A 19,937-nucleotide genomic window follows, 5' to 3' on the forward strand; every position below is an offset into this window, starting at 1 on the left:
CCCCCGCGTCCGCCGGAGGACGCGTCATGGACCTCAATCGCCGCCATCTCATTGGAGCATCGACCGCAGGCCTCGCCGGCGCGCTCGCGATACCAGCCGACGCCGCGCGTGCGGCGCCGCTGACGTCGCTGCTCGGCCGCGATGCCACGCAATATGGCGTGCGGCCCGGCAGCAGCGAGGATCAGACCCGCGCGCTCCAGCGGGCGATCGACGAGGCTGCGCGGGCGCAGATGCCGCTAGCGCTGCCACCCGGCATCTACCGCAGTGGGTTGCTACGCTTGCCAAACGGCGCGCAACTGATCGGCGTGCGCGGCGCGACAAAATTCGTCTTCACCGGCGGGGCCTCGGCGATCCAGAGCGACGGCTCCGATGCAATCGGCCTTTCCGGCATCACCTTTGACGGCGGCGGCATTCCGCTGCCGACGCGGCGCGGGCTGATCCAGATCCTCGGCGGACGCGACGTCCGCATCACCGATTGCGCGATCACCGGCTCCGGCGGCAGCGGCATCTGGCTCGAGCAGGTCTCCGGCGACATCTCGGGCAACATCTTTACCAACATCGCGGTGACGGCAGTGGTGTCGTTCGACGCCAGGGGTCTCAGCGTCTCCCACAACACCATCACCGGCACCAACGACAACGGCATCGAGATCCTGCGCACGGCCATCGGCGATGACGGCACGCTGGTCACCGATAACCGCATCGAGGACATCAAGGCCGGCCCCGGCGGCTCCGGCCAGTACGGCAACGCCATCAACACGTTCCGCGCCGGCAACGTCATCGTGCGCGGCAATCGCATCAAGAACTGCGATTACTCCGCCGTGCGCGGCAACTCGGCCTCGAACATCCACATCACCGGCAACAGCGTCAGCGATGTGCGCGAGGTCGCGCTCTATTCGGAATTCGCTTTCGAGGCCGCGGTGATCGCCAACAACATTGTGGACGGCGCCGCGGTCGGCGTCTCCGTCTGCAATTTCAACGAAGGCGGCCGCATCGCCGTGGTCCAGGGCAACATCATCCGCAATCTGATCCCGAAGCGGCCGATCGGCACCGCGCCGGATGACGATGCCGGCATCGGCATCTACATCGAGGCGGATTCATCTGTCACCGGCAACGTGATCGAGAACGCGCCGTCCTACGGCATCGTCGCCGGCTGGGGCAAATATCTCCGCGACGTCGCGATCACGGGCAACGTGGTCCGCAAGGCACTGGCCGGCGTCGGGGTGTCCGTCGTGCCCGGCGCCGGCACCGCGCTCGTCAACAACAACATGATCTCGGAAACCCCGCGCGGCGCCGTGGTCGGGCTCGATCATGCGCGCGCCGTGACGTCCGATCTGTCGGTGGACGGCGCCCAGCGGTTTGCGCAATTGGTGGTCGGCGGGAATGCGGTGCGGCGATAGCTGCCGCTGCTCGCCTCCTCCCGAACGCTAGAACGCGTTCCGCAGCAGTGGATACTTCGCTTCGAGCCCGTCGAGGCTGAAGGTGAACTCAACCAGGCGCTCGGGGGCTGCGACAATTTCGGCTGCCGGCGGAGAGAACTGCGGCAGAAGCGCCGCCATCGCAGCCAGCGCCTTGGGCGCTGCCGTCGCGGCCGGCACCTTGGGCCCCGTCATCGCGACGGGCGCGGTGGGCGGCGCCATGGCAGCCGGCACTTGGAGCGGTGCCATCGGGGCAGGCGCGGCGACCCGCGCGGCCGGGGCTTCGGAGATGTCGGCGAGAACGCCCGGCTTGGGATCGAGCCTGACCGGCACGGCGGTCTCCGGGACGATGTGCACGGCCTTCGGTTGCACTGTCTGCGCCTGCTGCTCGCGCGGAAACATGCGGGGCATGGTCGCCGGCGACCAGCCGAATGCGGGCGACACGCTCGCGGCCGCCGTGGCGACGTCAGCGCCGGTGGCAAGGGCGCGCCAGGTCTGGACGGCGAGCTTCGCTTCCTGGATGTTTTCGAGAAATGCGATCTCGGAGTGATAGCGGCGCCAGCGCCCGGTCTCGAACATCTCGGAGAGATGCACCAGCCGCTGCTCGGCGAGAGCGCACCAGCGTGCCGCAATGTCGCGGCCAATAGCCACGTCGCGAATAGCCTCTTGGCGATGTGTCATAAATCAGCCCGTCAGGAGAAAATACGGACGCGACGCAACGCACACGAATCAATTTAGACGCGACGTGAATATTTTGTGGAAAAGTTTTGACTTGTCCAGCAACGACGATGTTTTCGTCGCCAAACTCCGTAGTCGTGCGGAGATTCAAGCGGTTTTGGAGTCAAGCTTCGCACAAGCATAGCGCGCTTGCGGCGTGCCGGCGGAGCAGTGGCGATGAGTGAGCCACGATCTCTCAACCGGAAGCTGATCTCGCGCAGGCTTCGAGGGATTGGACGCCCAAAAAGAAAAGACCCGTCCGGGGGGACAACCGGACGGGTCGAGCCATATGGGCGCTTGGGGTGGATGGGCGCTCGCGCCTGATATGACTTATGGGGAGGGATAACCGCTCCCACATAATTTGGTCGTGGCAGCGGGCCGAACGTTCAATGCGGCGTTTGATTTTTCAACCTTCGCGCCGCGCGCAAAGTTGTCGCAGCCGCTATCGCGTCGCCGGCCTATCCGCCTGAGAAACCGTGGCTTTATCCTCGGTGCTCGACAACGAGGGTTGCTCTAATGCGCGGATGCCAGGCTCGTCGCGACGCTTCTCGATATCTTCACGTTTTGTTGTACCGGATGCGGCCGCGACCGGCGTCGCGCCGGCGGCGGGAACGGCCATGACCGCGGCAAACGCGTCGGCCCCGCCATCGCCGAACAGATCATCACGCCCGGGTGAACCGAGGTCACGCGCCGTCTTCGCCAGCGTCGTGCGCAGCGCTTCCGGCTTCAAGGCGGAGTTGCGCTCGAGCAGCAGCGCTGCGACGCCGGAGACATACGCGGCCGAGAACGAGGTGCCCGACGTCATCTGGTATTTGCCGTCAGGCGCTGGCAGGAAGATATCGACGCCGGGAGCCGCGACCGCGATGTAGTTGCCACGGTTGGAGGCGGTGAACAGCCGGTCCTGCTGGTCGGTTGCGCTGACCGCGATCACGTTGGGATTGGCGGCCGGATAGAGCGGCGGCGACTTCGCGCCGGCATTGCCGGCGGCTGCGATCAGCACCAGGCCACGCGCGGCGGTCGCCGCGATGGCCCGCTCGATCACCGCGTCTTTGGGACCGGCAAAGCTCATGTTGACGATCTGCGCGCCGTGCTCGGCGGCATAGTTCAGAGAGCGCAGGATGATGTAGGACGAGCTCTCGGCCCCGCCGGTGGTGCCGCCGAAGGCGCGGATGGCGATGATGCGCGCCTCGGGCGCGCTGCCCATCAGCTTGGCATGCGCCACGATGGCGCCTGCAATGCCGGTGCCATGAATGTGCGGGCCTTCGGCGCTACCGAGCGCATCGAAATTATCGGCAATGGAATTGGCAAGTTCCGGATGTCGGGCGTCGATGCCGGAGTCGATCACAGCAACCGTCACATTGGCGCCATGCGCGAGAGTATGTGCCTGCGGCAGGCGGAGCTTGGCCAGCGCATATTGCGCGGGATCTCCCTCGGTCGGCACCGACGATTTCTGGTCCTGAAGCAGGTAGCGGAAGTTCGGCTGGACCGAACGCACGCTGCCGTCGGCCGCGAATTCACGCCGCACCGTCGCGGAGGGCCGGCCGTCGGTGATGCGGAACAGTCCGAACGTCGCCCCGATCAGCGGAAAATTCTCGGAGGACACGCGCGTCAGGCCATGGCGACGCGCAAGCTCGTCGGCCTCGGTCGACGACAGCCCGCCATCGATCTCGGCGACGAATTCGTCGGCGAAGGTACGCAAATCCGCGGCGACGGGCGCGTTGTTGCCGCGCCGCTTTCCGGCGGTCTTCTTGCCCGATTTGCCCGAGCCATCGCCGCCTGCGTTCTGCTGCGCCAGGCATTCGCCGGCGGCGTCGCGATCGGGCGCGGTACAGGCGGGATAGAGGTTCGGGGAGTAGCGCGCATAAGGCAGCACCGGCGTCGGCCCCATCCGCGCCGAAATCCTCGTCGTCACGATCGGACCGGGACCGCGGCCGACGGCCACCGCTCTGGCTGCAACGCCCGGACTGACGCGTGCGGCGATGCCAGGAGAAATGGTCGGCATTCGGGAGGGGACGCTGATCGTCGGCGTGCGCATGATCGCCTGCGCCTGCGCAACCTCGACGCCGAGACAGGCGGCGAGCAAAAGCGCGGCTGCGACCGACGAAGCGCAGACCCCGGCTCTTACTCCACTTTCGGACTTGCGCGTCATCAGCTTGGAAGCGCCTTACGGCGCCGCGACGGCGAGGTTGACGAACTTCTCGCGCTGCATCTTGCCAAGCAGCGAGTTGAGTTCGTCACGGCTCATCGCCTTGTCGAACTGGAGGCGGAACATGCCGCCCTTGGCATCACCGATGATCGAAGCCTGGTAGCCGTCGAGCAATGCGGTGATGTCGGCGACGCGCGCCTCGGGCGTGAAGCGTACCAGCGCGCGCGCTGGCGGGACGGTCGTGCCGAGGTCGCGTGTGATCGGAGCGCTGGTCGAAAGCGAAGCAGTCTGGAAGGTCGCAGTCTGGGTCTGCGTCAACACCGCGCCGATGATTCCGGCTTGCAGCACGAGGGCCATGGCGCCAAGGCTCGCCGACCAGGCGAGAGTGCGCGGCGACAGGCTCGCAAAGAAGGTGGCGATGCGCGCCGACAGCGGCAGCGAACCGGCCGCCCGCGCGGGCTCGGCGTCGATCGCCGCGAACAGCTTCTGCATCGCGCGCGCCGACGGAGCACCCAGGCTCTCGTTCAGATGAATGGTCTCTTCATACTCGCCGCGGATCGCGGCATATTGCTTCGCGAGCTCGGGATCGCGCGCTAGCGCCTCGTCGACGCGGCGCGCATCGCGCGGGTTCAGCGTGCCGGCGGCGTGCCACGGCAGCAGCAGTTCAATTTCACCGGGCTCTTGCTCCAGCATCTTCTTGCTCAAAGCCATCATGGCCAGCCTCGCTCAATGCCGGCTGCCTTCAGCAGTTCGGCCAATTTCTTGCGCGCATAGAACAAGCGCGTCTTCACAGTGTTCTCCGGGATGCCAACGATTTCGGCCACCTCTTCCACGGATTTCTCGTGGTAGTAGACGAGATCGACGATTTCCCGATGATCCGGCGAGAGGCCCGTCAGACACTCCCGCAACGCTTCACTGGTATCCTTCTTCTGCACCGCCGTTTCCGGATTGTCGGACGTGTCCTCGATCGCGTTCGCGGCGTCGTCGTCCAACTCAAAATCCTTCCTGCGCCGAAGCGCAGACAGGGCCTTGAATCGGGTAATGGCCAGCAGCCAGGTGGAAACGGCGGATCGGCCCTCGAACTTGCCGGCTTGACGCCAGACGTCGAGAAATACCTCACTGATGAGGTCTTCCGCCGCCTGCTCGTCCCGCACGAGCCGAAGGCCGAACCGATACACCCTTACATGGTGCCGCCCGTACAGCACCTGCATGGCGAGCCGGTCGCCTTGAGCGATCCTGGCGATCAGGATCTCGTCCGAAGCCGCTTGTGTCACGCTCAAAGGCCGTCTCGCAAGATTGGTCGGGTCGATGCGGCAGACGGTTCGACGGGAGGGGTAAAATTGTTCAGCCTACCGCAGTCATACGGGAGGCTGTGTGATCTACCCCACATACGCGAAATTTCCTTTTGCCACCCGCGGCTGGGCGCCGCGCTCAAGAACGGTAACATAGTAATGAAGCACTTTCCTGAGCAATGCCGTCCAGCATAGAGAAGCCGACGTGCATGGAACCTTAGCAGCCTAGCACGACATATGTCTTCCGAAGCCCTGCTTTGGCTCGACCGCGTCGCACACGACGCCTCACGGCCGGCAAATTCCTCGGCCGCTCGACGTCCCCGCTCCTGCGCTGCACAGCGTGGATTCGGTTTCGAAGGATACCAAACCTAAAGGCTTGCCACGTAGATTTTTGGGCTGACATCCACCATTGGGCGGGACCATGAGCACGGCTGCGACGTCCTTTCCCGAGAGGAATGCCGCTGAGGCCGCGGATCTCGCCCTGACGACCGCGGCTGCGGCACCCGAGGTCCTGGCGCGCCGGATCCGGCAGCGGCGCCAGATGTATGTCGGCCAGGTGGCGAGCTACTCGCTCGGCGCCTCCGTCCTGCTGCTCTACGCCTATGACGGCGTCATCTCCATGGGCGTTCCGTCACTGTTCTGGCTCGGCGGCCTTCTGACCATCGGAACCTTCACCGTGCTGTCGGAAGCGGGCTTCGGCGACCGGTTCGAGGATCATTACCTCACCGTCTTCCAGATCTCGGCGCATATGTCGCTGCAGCTGCTGTTCCTGCTCGCGGTGCCGACAGTCGGAGTTGCGTTCCTTGCCGTGCTGTTTCTGATCTTCGCCTTCGGCACGCTTCGTATGACATCGAGCCAGGCGATGCTCACCTGGGGCCTCGCCACTTGCGGGCTCGCCTTGGTCTTCCTCGCCTCGGACTTGCCAATCGGACTGCCGGTTACGACCCAGCTGCAACGGGCCGCCTCGATGCTGTGCTTCGTGCTGGTGATTGGCCAGTGCGCCTTCCTCGGCCTGTTCGGCGCCACGCTGCGCAAGATCCTGTACCGGCGCAGCATCGAGCTGAAGGCCGCCTATCAGCGCATCGAGGAGCTGGCGGAGCTCGACGAACTCACCGGCTCCTACAACCGCCGCTGCATCATGCGGCTTCTCGACGCCGAGATCGAAAAATCGCGGCAGACATCGACCCCTTGCGCGATCGCACTCATCGATCTCGACTGGTTCAAGCGCATCAACGACGCCCATGGCCATCCCGTCGGCGACGAGGTGCTGCGCACCTTCGCAATCACCATTTTCGCCAACATCCGCCCGGCCGACTGCTTCGGCCGCTACGGCGGCGAGGAATTCTTGCTGCTGCTGCCGGGGACGGACGGCGATGCGGCATCGCGCACGCTCGATCGGCTGCGCGGCATCGTCGCCGATCTGGACTGGAGCGCATTCTCCCCGGGCATGCGCGTGACCATTTCCGCGGGCGTCGTGACGCTGCGCGACAACGATACCGCCGACACGTTTCTCGTGCGCGCCGATAGCGCGCTCTATTCCGCCAAGGCACAGGGGCGCAACCGCATTGCAACCAGCTGATCAATCCATTTTCTCCCGGCGCGACCGAAGCCGCTGCCGGGCCGAACGCGCCAGGACAGGGCAATGAGATCTAAATCCGCCAAATCATCCGAGAATCTGCTCGAGGAATTGCAAACCGCGCTCTCGCACGGCACCGTCGCGCACCGGGTCGAGACGCTGCGCCGCGTCACAGATCTCTTCGTGGGCAACGCCTCGGACTATTCCGACGACCACGTTCGTGTGTTCGATGACGTGTTCCAATGCCTGATCGAGCAGATCGAGACGTCCGCCAAGGCGCTGCTCGCCGACCGCCTCGCACCGATCGCGGCTGCGCCGCCGAAGATCATCCGCACGCTCGCGCTCGACGAGGTGATTGAGGTTTCCGGCCCGGTGCTGTCGAAATCCGAACGGCTGGACGAGGAGATCCTGATCGAGATCGCGCGCACCAGGGGTCAAGCCCATCTCAAGGCGATCTCGCTACGGCGGGTGCTGTCGGAAGCGCTGACCGACGTGCTGGTGACCCGCGGCGACGAGGACGTGGTGCAATCGACCGTCAGCAATCCGGGTGCGCAACTGTCGGAGGGAAGTCTCGCCGACCTCGTGACCCGCGCCGAGCGTGACGACGACCTCGCCAGTTGCATCGGCCTGCGGCCCGACTTGCCCCGCCATCATTATTTGAAGCTGGTCGCAAAGGCCTCCTTGGCCGTGCGCAGGAAGCTGGAGGCCGCGCACCCCGAGTTCGCGGACGACGTGTCCAGCGTGGTCCAGGAAGCGGCCCAGCGAATCCGCGCCGCCAGCATGACCAGGCAGACCGAGAGGGCGCGCGCGCTGGTGAAGTCGCTGCATGAGGACGGCCGCCTCACCGAGCTCCAGGTCGCCACCTTCGCGGAGCAGGGCAAGTTCGACGAGACCAATGCGGGGCTCGCGGCGCTTGCGGGCGTCGCAGTCGAGACCGCCGAGACCATGATGATCGAAAGCCGGATCGAGGGCGTGATGATCCTCGCCAAGGTCGCGGCCATGCAATGGTCGAGCGTCCGCGCCATCATTGCCCTGCGCGAGAAGCTCTCAGGCGGCTCGCAGACCGACATGCTGACGCTACGCGACGCTTACGAGGCGCTGCGCAGCTCGACCGCGCAGCAGGTGCTGCGCTTCCACCGCATGCAGCAGGGCGCGACGCCGGCGGCGTGAAGCCGGCGAGCTAGTAGCGTAGGACCCTCGCCCCCACGAGCGCGCCAATTGCCGCCACCAACGCGGTGGCGAGCGTGTACCAGGTCGCGACGAACAGCGGCGAGTCGTCGGTGCAGTGTGAAGCGTACAGCGTCGCGGCGAGCCCGGCCGACACCAGGCCGGCGAGAGCCCCGGCGAGCGCCGGATGGGACGGCGCGCCGTGACGCAGGCCGAACAGGGCCCCAGCAAGCAGCGGCAGCGACATCGCAGGGATTGCGAACAGGCATACCCTGGAATTCTTGCCCACCAGTCGCATCGTCATCGGCATGGCCGGCGCCATCATCGCCTCGCTGCCGATCGCCACCGCGAGCAGCCCGACCGGCAGCAGCAGTAGCCAGCCCCAGCCACGCAGCAAGGCCTCGGGACGCGACAGATGCAGGCTGACGATGATCGCCGGGATCGCGAGCGACAGCGTGACCGCGAACTTCATGTCGAAGAACGGGTTGTGCATCGCGCTCATCACGTCGTGACGCACACCGAGAAAGGTGGCGAAGATCAGGATCGACAGCGGCGCAGCGACCAGCAGCGCCATGGTCAGCACCGCGCCGACGCGCGGCGGACGATGGGCGTTGTCGGCCGCGAGCGAGCGAATGAGTTGATCGGTGTCCATGACTACTGGTCCCGCAGTTTGGCAGTCAGCGCGGCAAGTCCGCGATGTAGCGCGACCCGCACCGCGCCCTCGCTCATCGAATATTTCACCGCCGTGTCCTTGATCGACGTGCTGTCGACCGCGATCGACTGCAACACGTCGCGCTGGCGCTGCGGCAGCGTATTGAGCTGGCTGGCGACTTCGCCGGCCGAGACCGTCTCCTGCGGCGCCTCGCCCGGCAGGGTCTCGGCGAAATCGTCGATGTTGACGAAGATCCGCCTGCCCCGTCGCCGCAGCATGTCGATCAGCTTGTTGCGGCCGATCGCAAACAGCCACGGGGCGAAGGGGGCTTCGCTGTCCCAAGTGTGCCGCTTCAGATGCACCGCCAACAAAATCTCCTGCACGATATCCTCGGCCTGGTCGGGAGGCTGCCCGGCCCGAGCCAGGCCGCGCCTCGCGGCAGCGCGCAGCACAGGCGTGACCGCCTTCAACAGGCGATGATACGCCGCGTCATCGCCTGCCATGGCCGACCGCATCAGGCCGGTCCACTCGTCCTCACGTCCGCGCACGCGCGCCCCTCACCATGCAATTCGGCCGCTCTTTCAGTTTGTTACGCTGGCATCAGCCAGATCACGAATTCGTGATCTTGCTTGGCCACGCGACCGATGCGGCCGTCAGGATCTGCGACGGCTCATAACACCGATCGGTCCAGTCCGCACCCCGCGGCCGGCTGCGAAGGCAGCGGTTTTGCCGCGCTTTTGCCCGGTGTGGCCCGAAGATTCCCATTTTCTGCCCCGCTGTGGTCACGCCCCAGGGTCTCTGTTCAGTCCCGGGACGGGCGGAATTTGGGGAGATCGTCAACATGATGAAAGCCAGCGGGCGCGCGGCCCTGATTCTCCTGGCCGGGCTTTTCTTGCTGTTCGGGGGCGTTGCACAGGCGGCGCCGAATTCAGCCGCAAGCAGCAAGTCGGACAGCGCGGGCAAACAGGCCGACACGGTCAAGCCGACCAAGCAGCGGCATCACACGTCGCGTCACCGCGACAACACCAAGACGGCAGAAAAATCCGACGACAAGGCCGACAAGAAGGACGCCGCGGCAACAGCCGATGAGACGAAGGCCGACAATCGTGACGCGCCGACCTCGAGCCAGATGCCGCCGGAAATCGCCAACGCCAACGCGCAACTCGCCGCCGCCGATACGCCGACCGCGGCTGCCGCTTCCGCAATGACGGGCCGGGCCAACGACAACGTCCAGGCCGCGGCCGATAATACCGCCGCCCCGAACGCCGAGAGCCAGGTCGTCGCACCCGATCAGCTCAACGACATCGACCGCGCCCTGCAACAGGACAACACGCCGGCGCAGAGGGCGGTGATCGACGCGCAGCCGCGTCCGGCGCCGGTGATGGCAAGCAGCCAGCAGAGCTCGGCCTGGGACCAGAGCTCCCTGATCGGAAAAATCTTCATCGGCGTCGGCACGCTGCTGACGCTGGCCTCCGCCGCGCGTATGTTCATGGCGTGATTTTGGCCTGATCGCCGGCCCGCGGGACCTGGTCCGGAACGCGCATCTGGCCGCGTGTTCCGGCCGTCCTCGCGCCGATGGCTTTGCGGCCTCTTGAAGCCCACCGCGCGAGCGGGCACATTGCCCGCTCAACCAAAAGCGTGGGTGGAGCATGAGCACGTTCGAACACATCATCGTCGAAAGCAAAGGCGCGGTCGGCATCATCAAGCTGAACCGGCCGAAGCTGCTCAACGCACTCTCCTTCGGCGTCTTCCGCGAGATCGCCGCGGCCGTCGACGATCTCGAAGCCGATAACGCCATCGGCTGCATCGTCGTGACCGGCAGCGAGAAGGCGTTTGCTGCCGGCGCCGACATCAAGGAGATGCAGCCGAAAGGCTTCATCGACATGTTCTCGGAGGATTTTGCCGCGATCGGCGGCGATCGGGTCGCGCGCTGCCGCAAGCCGACGATCGCCGCGGTCGCAGGCTATGCGCTCGGCGGCGGCTGCGAGCTCGCGATGATGTGCGACTTCATCATCGCCGCCGACACCGCCAAATTTGGTCAACCCGAAATCACGCTCGGCACCATCCCCGGCATCGGCGGCACCCAGCGCCTGACCCGTGCGATCGGCAAGTCCAAGGCGATGGACCTTTGCCTCACCGGCCGCATGATGGATGCGGCCGAAGCCGAGCGCAGCGGCCTGGTCAGCCGCATCGTTCCCGCCGACAAGCTGATGGACGAGGTGATGGCCGCGGCCGAGAAGATCGCCGCGATGTCGCGGCCCGCGGTCGCGATGGCCAAGGAAGCGGTCAACCGCGCCTTCGAGACCACGCTCGCCGAGGGCATGAGCGTCGAGCGCAACCTGTTCCACTCGACCTTCGCACTGGAGGACCGCTCCGAGGGCATGGCGGCGTTCATCGAGAAGCGGAAGCCGGTGAACAAGAACAGGTAAAGGCAGGCGAGCGGTCAGCCTGGTGTAAGGCTCTGCCGCTTTCCCGCAGAATCCCTGTGACGTGCCTGCAACAAGCACGGAATACATGGGGGTTTCCCCCGCGGCAGTTTGCCTGCGGGACCTCGGCTGGTTAAACAGCTAAGAGAGCCGCCGTCGGCGGGGGCGGACAGCCGGGATTTGCGGGATTACATGATTGGGCGTGCCGCCAGAGCTGGTCGCGTGATGACGCGGCATCGATCGGGCGTGGCTCCTGTGCTCGCGACATGGACCACGCTGGCGCTGTGTTGCGCCCTGCCCTCGGCCGCACGGGCGGAAGCGCTGCCGGAGGCGCTCGCCAAGGCCTACCAGACCAATCCGCAACTCAATGCCGAGCGTGCGCGGCAGCGCGCCACCGACGAGAACGTGCCGCAGGCGCTCGCCGGCTACCGGCCACAGATCGTGGCAAGCCTCAGCGCCGGGTTGCAGTCGGTGCGCAACCTGCTGCCCGACAACACCATCCAGACCGCCAATCTGAAGCCATGGATCATCGGCGTCACCGTGTCGCAGACCCTGTTCAACGGTTTCCGCACCGCCAACAACGTGCGCGCCGCCGAACTCCAGGTGCAGTCTGGCCGCGAGGCGCTGCGCAACGTCGGCCAGGGTGTGCTGCTCGACGCGGTCACCGCCTACACCAATGTCCTCGCCAACCAGTCGCTGGTCGAGGCGCAGCGCTCCAACGTCGCCTTCCTGCGCGAAACGCTCTCGGTCACCCAGCGGCGCCTCAACGCCGGCGACGTCACGCCGACCGACAGCGCCCAGGCCGAGGCGCGGCTCAACCGCGGGCTTTCCGATCTCAACGCCGCGGAAGTCGCGCTGGCGGTGAGCCAGGCGATCTACGCGCAGGTGATCGGCAATGCGCCGTCGCAGCTTCGGGCCGCCGAAGTCGTCGACCGCTATCTGCCGAAGAGCCGCGAAGACGCGCTGACGATGGCGATCCGCCAGCACCCAGCGGTGATGGCGGCGGGCTTCGACGTCGATGTCGCCTCCACCAACATCCGCGTCGCCGAAGGCGCGCTGCTGCCGAGCGCCAGCGTCCAGGGCAGCGCCAGCAAGAGCCGCAACAACGACCCGACGCTCGGCACCTTCGCCGAAGATCAGGCCTCGATCGTCGCCAATGTCACCGTGCCGATCTACGACGGCGGCCAGGCCGCCGCACAGACCCGGCAGGCCAAGGAAATCAGGGAGCAGAGCCGGCTCGTGCTCGATCAGGTGCGCAACCAGGCGCGCACGGCGGCGGTCAGCGCCTGGGTTGCCAATGAAGGCGCCAAGATCGCGGTCTCGGCTTCGGAGTCCGAAGTGAAGGCGGCGACCGTCGCGCTCCAGGGCGTGCAGCGCGAGGCCGCCGGCGGACAGCGCACGACGGTGGATGTGCTGAACTCGCAGGCCGATCTGATCCAGGCCAAGGCCCGCCTGATCGGCGCCAATCGCGACCGCGTGATCGCTTCCTACACGCTGCTCAGCGCCGTCGGCCATCTCGACGTCAAGACCTTGAGCCTGAACACGCCGGACTATCTGCCCGAGGTGCACTACCAGCAGGTCCGCGACGCCTGGCACGGCCTGCGCACGCCATCGGGGCAGTAGTTTCAATCGTCTGGCTTGGTGCCGATGAAAAGCCGCCGCATCCATCTGATGGGAGCCTCCGGCTCCGGCGTGACGACGATCGGCCGCGCGCTCGCGAGCCGGCTTGCGCTGCCGCATCACGACAGCGATGATTATTTCTGGCTGCCGACGGCGCCGCCCTACCAGACCACGCGCCCCGCTGCCGAGCGTCTGCGCCTGATGCGCGAGATGTTTCTGCCGCGGCTCGATTGGGTGCTGAGCGGAACGGTCACCGGCTGGGGCGACGAGTTCATCCCATTCTTCGATCTCGTCGTCTTTGTGACGACGCCGCGCGAGCTTCGCTTGCAGCGCCTGCGTGACCGCGAGGCTACGCATTTCGGAGCGGATGCCGTCGCACAGGGCGGCTGGCGTCATGAGGAGGCGGAGTCGTTCGTCGACTGGGCCTCGCACTACGAAGCCGGCGATCGCGAGGGTCGCAGTCTCGCAAGAGATGAGGCGTGGCTCGCGAAGCTGCCCTGCCCGGTCGTGCGCGTCGACGGCTCACGCCTGCTTGCGGACCTCGTCGAGCAGCTATGCAGCGAAGCGCAGCGGCTGCCGGGCTGATGTGATACTGTCACGATGCCACTGCCAAATAATAATACAGGGAGAGAAACCATGCTCAGCCGACGCAGCGTCCTGCTTGCCTCCCTTGCCGCCGGAGTTGCCATGTCGAACAAAGCCCACGCACGTGCCGCGCAGCCCGCCACTCCGGTCAATTTCGACGTCCCGGCCCATGCCTGCGACTGTCACACCCACATCCATGGCGATGTCGAAAAATTTCCGTTCTTCGCGGGCCGCGTCTACACGCCGGAACCGGCTTCGCCGGAGGAGATGGCCGCGCTGCACAAGGCGCTGCATATCGAGCGCGTGGTGATCGTGACGCCGAGCGTCTACGGCACCGACAACTCGTCGACGCTGTTCGGCATGAAAGCGCGTGGCGCGGCCGCGCGCGGGGTGGCCGTGATCGACGACAAAACGACCGAGGCCCAGCTTGACACGATGCAGGCAGACGGCTTTCGCGGTGTCCGCCTCAATCTCGCGACCGGCGGCGTCAACGACCCCAATGTCGGCCGGCCGCGCTTCACCGCCGCAGTCGAGCGCATGAAGGCGCGCGGTTGGCACGTGCAGCTCTACACGACGCTTCCCATGATCTCGGCGATCAAGGACCTCGTCGAGACGGCGCCAGTACCCGTTGTATTCGACCATTTCGGCGGCCTTGAGGCCTCGCTTGGGCTGGAGCAGCCGGGATTTTCCGACCTGGTCGCGCTGGTGAAATCCGGCAAGGCCTATGTCAAGATTTCCGGCGCCTATCGCTCCTCGAAGCTCGCGCCCGATTATCAGGACATGGTGCCCTATGCCCGCGCACTGATCGCGGCGAATGCGGACCGCATCGTCTGGGGCACGGACTGGCCGCATCCGGATTCGAGCCGTGTCGAGGGACGCAAAGCCACCGACATCGCGCCGCTCTACCAGATCGACGACGGCCGCCTGCTCAACCAGCTTCCGGTGTGGGCGCCGGATGCAGATGTGCGCAAGAAGATCCTGGTCGACAACCCGGCGCAACTCTACGGGTTCTGAGTCGCGCCAAGCGCAATTCGGTTCAACGACCGCGACACGGTTCCACAATGAGGCGTGGAACTGTTGTCGCGAAGGCACAAACTCGTTGGACTCACACGAACGTGTTTGTGCTCTCGTCCGTTTCTCACCCTTCTGGTTGAGGCGGCGATTCTTTTTCGGGGCTACGCACACGCACAGATTTCATTTGTTCGTGCGGGTGCATGCCTTTATCGCATTATCTTGCCGCGCTTTTTTCCGGCATTGGAATTGGTTTCACCGTGGCCGCCCCCATCGGACCGATGGGCATGCTGTGCATACAGCGCACATTGGCATCCGGCATGGCCACGGGCCTCGCAACCGGCTTCGGCGCCGCGACCGTGCATCTCACCTACAGCGCTCTCGCGGTTTTAGGACTGGGCTCGCTGGCACAGCCCCGGGTCGAGGCCAATGCCGCCGGCTTCGGCACCGTCTCGGCGCTCACGCTGCTGTGGTTCGCGATCCGGACCCATCGCGGCTCGGTCGCGCTCCAGACGACCGACGTCGTCGACAACGTGCATCTGGCGCGGGCCTATCTCAGCGCCATCGCGCTTGGGTTCACCAATCCGCTGACCGTCATCCTGTTTCTGGCTGCGCTGCACGCCTTTTCAATGCAGACCGCGGCAGCCCCGCTGATCGCCGGTGTCTTCGTCGGTTCCGCGATCTGGTGGACCGTGCTCAGCACGATCGTGGCAATGGCGCGGTCACGGCTGACGCCGCGCATGCTGTCGATGAGCAGTCGGTTGGCCAGCTTGATGCTGCTGGGCCTCGGCACCATGATGCTGGTGCGGATCGCGCAGCGGATGCTGTGATTGGCGGCGTCAGCGTGCGCGGCGGGAGAAGAAGGAGATCAACACCGGCAGCGTCACCAGGATCACGATAGGGGCGAGCATCATGCCTGTCACCACGACGACCGCAAGCGGCTTCTGCACCTGCGAGCCGATGCCTTCCGACAGCGCGGCCGGCAACAGGCCGATGCCGGCGACGACGCAGGTCATCAGCACCGGCCGAAGCTGCAATTCGCCGGTGCGTATCACCGCGGTCATGCGGTCCATGCCCTCTTCGATGAGTTGGTTGAACTGCGACAGGATGATGATGCCGTCCATCACGGCGATGCCGAACAGCGCGATGAAGCCGATCGCCGCCGAGACACTGAAGGCGGTACCTGTGATCAAGAGACCGAGCACGCCGCCGAAGATGGCCATCGGAATCACGCTCATGGCGAGCAGCGTGTCGGTCATCGAGCCGAAATTGAACCAGAGCAGGACGCCGATCAGCGCCAGCGAGATCGGCACCACGATCGACAATCGCCGGATCGCGTCCTGGAGATTGCCGAATTCGCCGACCCAGTCCATGTGCGCGCCGGGCGGCAGTTGCACCTGAGCGGCGATCTTCTGCTGCGCCTCGCGGATGGCGCTGCCGAGGTCGCGTTCACGTACCGAGAACTTGATCGGCAGATAGCGCTCCTGCTGCTCGCGATAAATGTAGGCCGCACCCGAGACGAGGCTGATGGTGGCGACCTCGCTCAGGGGGATCTGCGTGACGGTGCCGTTCGGTCCGGGCGCACCGATCCGCAAATTCTGGATCGCCTCGGCGCTCCTGCGGAATTCCGGCGCAAGACGAACGATGATCGGGAAGTGGCGGTCGCTTCCTGCCTCGTAGATGTCACCGGCGGTGTCGCCGCCGATCGCGACCTTGATGGTGGCGTTGATGTCGCCCGGCGCGAGGCCATAGCGCGCGGCCTTGGCACGGTTGATATCGATCTGGATGGTCGGCTGCCCCAGTGAGGTGAACACGGCAAGGTCGGTGACGCCCTGCACGGTTGATAGCACCGACTTGATCTTGTTGGCGGTGTCGGTCAGCGCCTGGAGATCGCTGCCGAACAGCTTGATCGAGTTCTCGCCCTTCACGCCGGAAACGGCTTCGGAGACATTGTCCTGGAGATATTGCGAGAAGTTGAACTCGACGCCGGGGAAGCGATCGTCAAGCTGCTTGAGCAGTTGCGCGGTCAACTCTTCCTTGTCGCGGGTGCCGGGCCATTGGCTGGCGGGCTTGAGGGGCGCGAAGAACTCGGCGTTGAAGAAGCCGGCGGCGTCGGTGCCGTCATCGGGGCGGCCGTGCTGCGACACCACGGATTCCACTTCAGGCCGCGCGCGGATCACCTTGCGCATTTCGTTGACGTAGGAGTTGCCTTCCTGAAGCGAGATGGTCGGCGGCAGCGTGGCGCGGATCCAGAGATTGCCCTCCTCCAGCTTCGGCAGGAATTCGAGGCCAAGCAAGCGGCTGAGCGCAACCGTCATCAGTACGAGGCCGAACGCGCCACCGAGCATGATGCCGCGGTTGGCGACCGCCCAATGCAGCACCGGCATGTAGATCCGATGCAGGATCAGCATCACCCTGGTCTCGGTCTCATGAACATGCGCCGGCAGAATGATCGCCGACAGCGCAGGAGTGACGGTGAACGTCGCAAGCAGACCGCCGGCCAGCGCGTAGGCATAGGTCCGGGCCATCGGTCCGAAGATGTTGCCCTCGACGCCGGAGAGCGTGAACAGCGGCAGGAAGGCCGCGATGATGATGGCCGCGGCGAAGAAGATCGAACGAGAGACATCGGCCGCCGCGCTGAGAATGGCGTGGCTTTTCATGCCGAACAGCGTCTCGGACGACATCTGCTCGGATTCCGACATCGGCGTCGTCTGCGTCAGGCGCCGGAAGATCGCCTCCACCATGATGACGGTGGCATCGACGATCAGGCCGAAATCGATCGCGCCGACCGACAACAGGTTCGCCGATTCCCCCCGTAGCACCAGGATGATCACCGCGAAGAACAGCGCGAACGGAATGGTGGCGCCGACGATCAGCGCACTGCGGAGATCGCCGAGGAATATCCACTGCAGCAACACGATCAGCAGAATTCCGATCACCATGTTGTGGAGCACAGTGTGGGTCGTGACGTCGATCAGGTCGCCGCGGTCATAGATGCGCTCGATGCGCACGCCGGGCGGCAGGATGCTGGAGTCGTTGATGGTTTGAACGAGTTGGTGGACGCGCTTGATGGTTGGCGAGCTCTGCTCGCCGCGGCGCATCAGGACGATGCCTTGCACGATGTCGTCGGACTCATCGAGGCCGGCGATGCCGAGACGGGGCTTCTGGCCGACGGTGACGGTGGCGACGTCCTTGACCAGCACCGGATTGCCGTTGGTCTGCGAGACCATGGTGTTGGCGAGGTCGTCGATCGAGCGGATCAGGCCGACGCCGCGCACCACGGCCGATTGCTGACCGATATTGACGGTGTTGCCGCCGACATTGACGTTGGAATTGCCGACCGCCTGGAGCAATTGCGGCAGCGTCAGGCCGTTGGCGACCAGCTTGTTGAAGTCGACCTGGAGCTCGTAGGTCTTGCTCTTGCCGCCCCATCCGGTGACGTCGATCACGCCGGGCACGGCACGGAAGCGCCGCTGGAGGATCCAGTCCTGGACGGTCTTGAGGTCGAGCACGCTGTAGTTCGGCGGGCCGACGAGACGGTAGCGGAAGATTTCGCCAATTGGACTGAGCGGCGAGATCTGCGGCTGCACATTGCCGGGCAGCGGCGCGAGCTGCGCCAGGCGGTTCAACACCTGCTGCAATGCCTCGTCATAGGTGTAAGCGAACGAGAACTGCAGTTTGACGTCGGAGAGGCCGTAGAGCGAGATGGTGCGAATGGTCGTCACGTTCTTCAGACCCGCGACCTGGGTCTCGATCGGAATCGTGATGTAGCGCTCGATCTCCTCCGCCGACAGGCCCGGGCTCTGCGTCACGATGTCGACCATCGGCGGGGTCGGATCCGGATAAGCCTCGATGTTGAGCTGGTTGAACGCAATCAGGCCGCCGATGAGCACGGCGACGAACATCCCGACCATCAGGAAGCGCCGGTTGACGGCAAGGGCGACGAGGCGATCCATTCAGGTCTTCAGCTTGTCTTTTTTTCCCGGCCCGTCGATCAGCTGCCGGACGCCGCGCGGTCGATGAACAGGCTGCCTTTGGTGACCACCTGCTCGCCGGGCTTCAGATTGCTGGTGACCTCGACGAGATTGCCATTGATGAGACCGATCTTGATCTCCCGCAGCTCGACCGACTTGTCCTCGCGTGCCACCCAGAGCCGGACCTTGTCGGCTTCGTAGATCAAGGCCTGCTTCGGTACCGCCGGCGCGGCGCGGTCGCCGGACGAATAGATCGTTACGTTGGCGAACATCTCCGGCTTCAGCAGACCGTCCTTGTTGTCGATGGTGGCGCGGACCAGCAGGCGACGGGTGTTCGGATCGATCGCGGCGGCGACGTAGTTGACCTTGGCGGTCAAGGGACGGCCCGGGAGCGCCATCACGTTGACGGTGATGTCCTGCCCGATGCACACGGCAGCCGCATCGCTCTCGCGCACGAAGGCGGTGAGCCAGACCGTGGAGAGGTCGCCGACGACGAAGACCGGATCGCTGGCGCCCGAATTGACGTACTGGCCGGGGCCAATTTTACGCTGCACGACCGTGCCTGCGATTGGCGAATAGATCGTGACTTCCGGATTGATGACGCCCTTGTCCTGGAACGCCTTGATGGTCTCGTCGGTGAAGCCGAGGATCCGCAGCTTGTTGCGCGCGGCTTCCAGCGCTGTCGCCAAGGAGCGCATGTCGTTCAGCGCTTGAACCTGGGTCGCTTCCGCCTGCTGATAGTCCTTCAGTGGGATGGCATGGCCCTCGTAGAGGTCCTTGGCGCGCTTGAACTGGATATCGGCAAGATCGATCGCCGACTTGGCCTTGTTCTGCGAGCTCATCGCCGCAATGAAATCGTTCTGGGCCTGCACGGTGTCGGCGGCCTCGATCGTGAACAGCGGTTGGCCTTGCTTCAGCACCTCGCCTGGCTTGGCGAGCAGCTTGGTCACCCGGCCTGCATAGGGTGAAAACACCGGCGTCGAACGGTCCTCGTCGACTGCGACCTTGCCCTCGGTGACATACTCGGCGCGGAAGGTCTTGGCCTTGACCGGCTCGATCGTCAGCGTCGCCCATTCGGACGGCGTCGGCGTGAAGTTCTGCGCATTTCTGCGCGATTGGCTGGAGATCTCGGAGTGGCTCTTCTCCTTGGCTCCCGCATAGAGGAAGCCGTAGGCCCCGGCACCGGCAAGAGCTAGTAAAACTACGGATGTAATTACCCGTTGTTTTGTAAGCACCTGCAAACGCTTGGTATTTTCAACTACCATGGGGCCCGGTCATGTCTGCGATGATACCAGCGGATGCCAGCGTCATCGGTCGCGCTAATAGTGCCGAATTGTGATTTCAAACAACCTAAAA

General features: G+C 65.1%; 17 protein-coding genes. 9 read left to right on the plus strand and 8 right to left on the minus strand.

Going from position 1 to position 19,937, the window contains the following annotated elements; all coding sequences use genetic code 11:
• Nucleotides 1-26 precede the first annotated feature (26 nt).
• Entirely contained in the window at nt 27-1,397 is a 1,371-nt protein-coding gene (locus IVB50_RS39790) for a TIGR03808 family TAT-translocated repetitive protein (protein WP_018456885.1), read from the plus strand.
• Nucleotides 1,398-1,424: 27 nt separating this feature from the next.
• Here IVB50_RS39790 and IVB50_RS39795 read toward each other — a convergent pair whose 3' ends face one another.
• The 4 genes from IVB50_RS39795 to IVB50_RS39810 form a co-directional block, all read right to left on the minus strand.
• Complete coding sequence (locus IVB50_RS39795; protein WP_018456886.1) at nt 1,425-2,066, minus strand: TIGR03809 family protein; 642 nt, start codon at nt 2,064-2,066, stop codon at nt 1,425-1,427.
• A gap of 508 nt (nt 2,067-2,574) precedes the next feature.
• The gene (locus tag IVB50_RS39800; protein WP_026233259.1) at nt 2,575-4,281 is read right to left on the minus strand and encodes a S8 family serine peptidase; all 1,707 of its coding nucleotides are present in this window, start codon (nt 4,279-4,281) and stop codon (nt 2,575-2,577) included.
• Between the two features lie 15 nt (nt 4,282-4,296).
• Nucleotides 4,297-4,992 carry a hypothetical protein gene (locus IVB50_RS39805; protein WP_026233260.1) on the minus strand — a complete coding sequence of 232 codons (696 nt, stop codon included), beginning with the start codon at nt 4,990-4,992 and terminating at the stop codon, nt 4,297-4,299.
• Nucleotides 4,989-5,558: a sigma-70 family RNA polymerase sigma factor gene (locus IVB50_RS39810; RefSeq protein ID WP_007593582.1), complete on the minus strand. Its 570-nt coding sequence runs from the start codon at nt 5,556-5,558 to the stop codon at nt 4,989-4,991. The genes IVB50_RS39805 and IVB50_RS39810 overlap by 4 nt, the downstream gene beginning before the upstream one ends.
• A gap of 433 nt (nt 5,559-5,991) precedes the next feature.
• Here IVB50_RS39810 and IVB50_RS39815 point away from each other — a divergent pair, with 433 nt between their 5' ends.
• Together IVB50_RS39815 and IVB50_RS39820 are read left to right on the plus strand one after the other, a co-directional pair.
• Nucleotides 5,992-7,149, plus strand: coding sequence for a GGDEF domain-containing protein (locus IVB50_RS39815; RefSeq protein ID WP_018456889.1), 1,158 nt, complete (start codon nt 5,992-5,994; stop codon nt 7,147-7,149).
• A 63-nt stretch (nt 7,150-7,212) separates the two neighbouring features.
• Entirely contained in the window at nt 7,213-8,316 is a 1,104-nt protein-coding gene (locus IVB50_RS39820) for a DUF2336 domain-containing protein (protein WP_026233261.1), read from the plus strand.
• 10 nt (nt 8,317-8,326) lie between these two features.
• Here the strand turns inward: IVB50_RS39820 and IVB50_RS39825 are convergent, their stop codons facing one another.
• Nucleotides 8,327-8,965 carry a DUF1109 domain-containing protein gene (locus tag IVB50_RS39825; RefSeq protein WP_018456891.1) on the minus strand — a complete coding sequence of 213 codons (639 nt, stop codon included), beginning with the start codon at nt 8,963-8,965 and terminating at the stop codon, nt 8,327-8,329.
• Between the two features lie 2 nt (nt 8,966-8,967).
• On the minus strand, nt 8,968-9,513 hold the full coding sequence (locus tag IVB50_RS39830; RefSeq protein ID WP_085352255.1) for a sigma-70 family RNA polymerase sigma factor: 546 nt from the start codon (nt 9,511-9,513) through the stop codon (nt 8,968-8,970).
• A 293-nt stretch (nt 9,514-9,806) separates the two neighbouring features.
• Here IVB50_RS39830 and IVB50_RS39835 point away from each other — a divergent pair, with 293 nt between their 5' ends.
• From IVB50_RS39835 to IVB50_RS39860, 6 genes are all read left to right on the plus strand, one after another.
• Nucleotides 9,807-10,463 (plus strand): hypothetical protein, encoded by a 657-nt coding sequence (locus IVB50_RS39835; protein ID WP_018456893.1) that lies wholly within the window; start codon nt 9,807-9,809, stop codon nt 10,461-10,463.
• A 151-nt stretch (nt 10,464-10,614) separates the two neighbouring features.
• On the plus strand, nt 10,615-11,394 hold the full coding sequence (locus IVB50_RS39840; protein ID WP_018456894.1) for an enoyl-CoA hydratase: 780 nt from the start codon (nt 10,615-10,617) through the stop codon (nt 11,392-11,394).
• A gap of 222 nt (nt 11,395-11,616) precedes the next feature.
• On the plus strand, nt 11,617-13,014 hold the full coding sequence (locus tag IVB50_RS39845) for a TolC family outer membrane protein (RefSeq protein WP_247300181.1): 1,398 nt from the start codon (nt 11,617-11,619) through the stop codon (nt 13,012-13,014).
• Between the two features lie 24 nt (nt 13,015-13,038).
• Complete coding sequence (locus IVB50_RS39850) at nt 13,039-13,596, plus strand: hypothetical protein (RefSeq protein WP_018456896.1); 558 nt, start codon at nt 13,039-13,041, stop codon at nt 13,594-13,596.
• A gap of 51 nt (nt 13,597-13,647) precedes the next feature.
• Nucleotides 13,648-14,610 carry an amidohydrolase family protein gene (locus IVB50_RS39855; protein WP_018456897.1) on the plus strand — a complete coding sequence of 321 codons (963 nt, stop codon included), beginning with the start codon at nt 13,648-13,650 and terminating at the stop codon, nt 14,608-14,610.
• A gap of 257 nt (nt 14,611-14,867) precedes the next feature.
• Nucleotides 14,868-15,437, plus strand: coding sequence for a LysE family transporter (locus IVB50_RS39860; protein ID WP_231188709.1), 570 nt, complete (start codon nt 14,868-14,870; stop codon nt 15,435-15,437).
• 9 nt (nt 15,438-15,446) lie between these two features.
• Here IVB50_RS39860 and IVB50_RS39865 read toward each other — a convergent pair whose 3' ends face one another.
• Both IVB50_RS39865 and IVB50_RS39870 read right to left on the minus strand, forming a co-directional pair.
• On the minus strand, nt 15,447-18,563 hold the full coding sequence (locus tag IVB50_RS39865) for a CusA/CzcA family heavy metal efflux RND transporter (protein ID WP_247300183.1): 3,117 nt from the start codon (nt 18,561-18,563) through the stop codon (nt 15,447-15,449).
• 38 nt (nt 18,564-18,601) lie between these two features.
• Nucleotides 18,602-19,846: an efflux RND transporter periplasmic adaptor subunit gene (locus IVB50_RS39870; protein WP_247300184.1), complete on the minus strand. Its 1,245-nt coding sequence runs from the start codon at nt 19,844-19,846 to the stop codon at nt 18,602-18,604.
• Nucleotides 19,847-19,937: the final 91 nt, after the last annotated feature.

The sequence above is a fragment of the Bradyrhizobium sp. 87 genome (assembly GCF_023073015.1).
Taxonomy (GTDB): Bacteria; Pseudomonadota; Alphaproteobacteria; order Rhizobiales; family Xanthobacteraceae; genus Bradyrhizobium; species Bradyrhizobium canariense_D.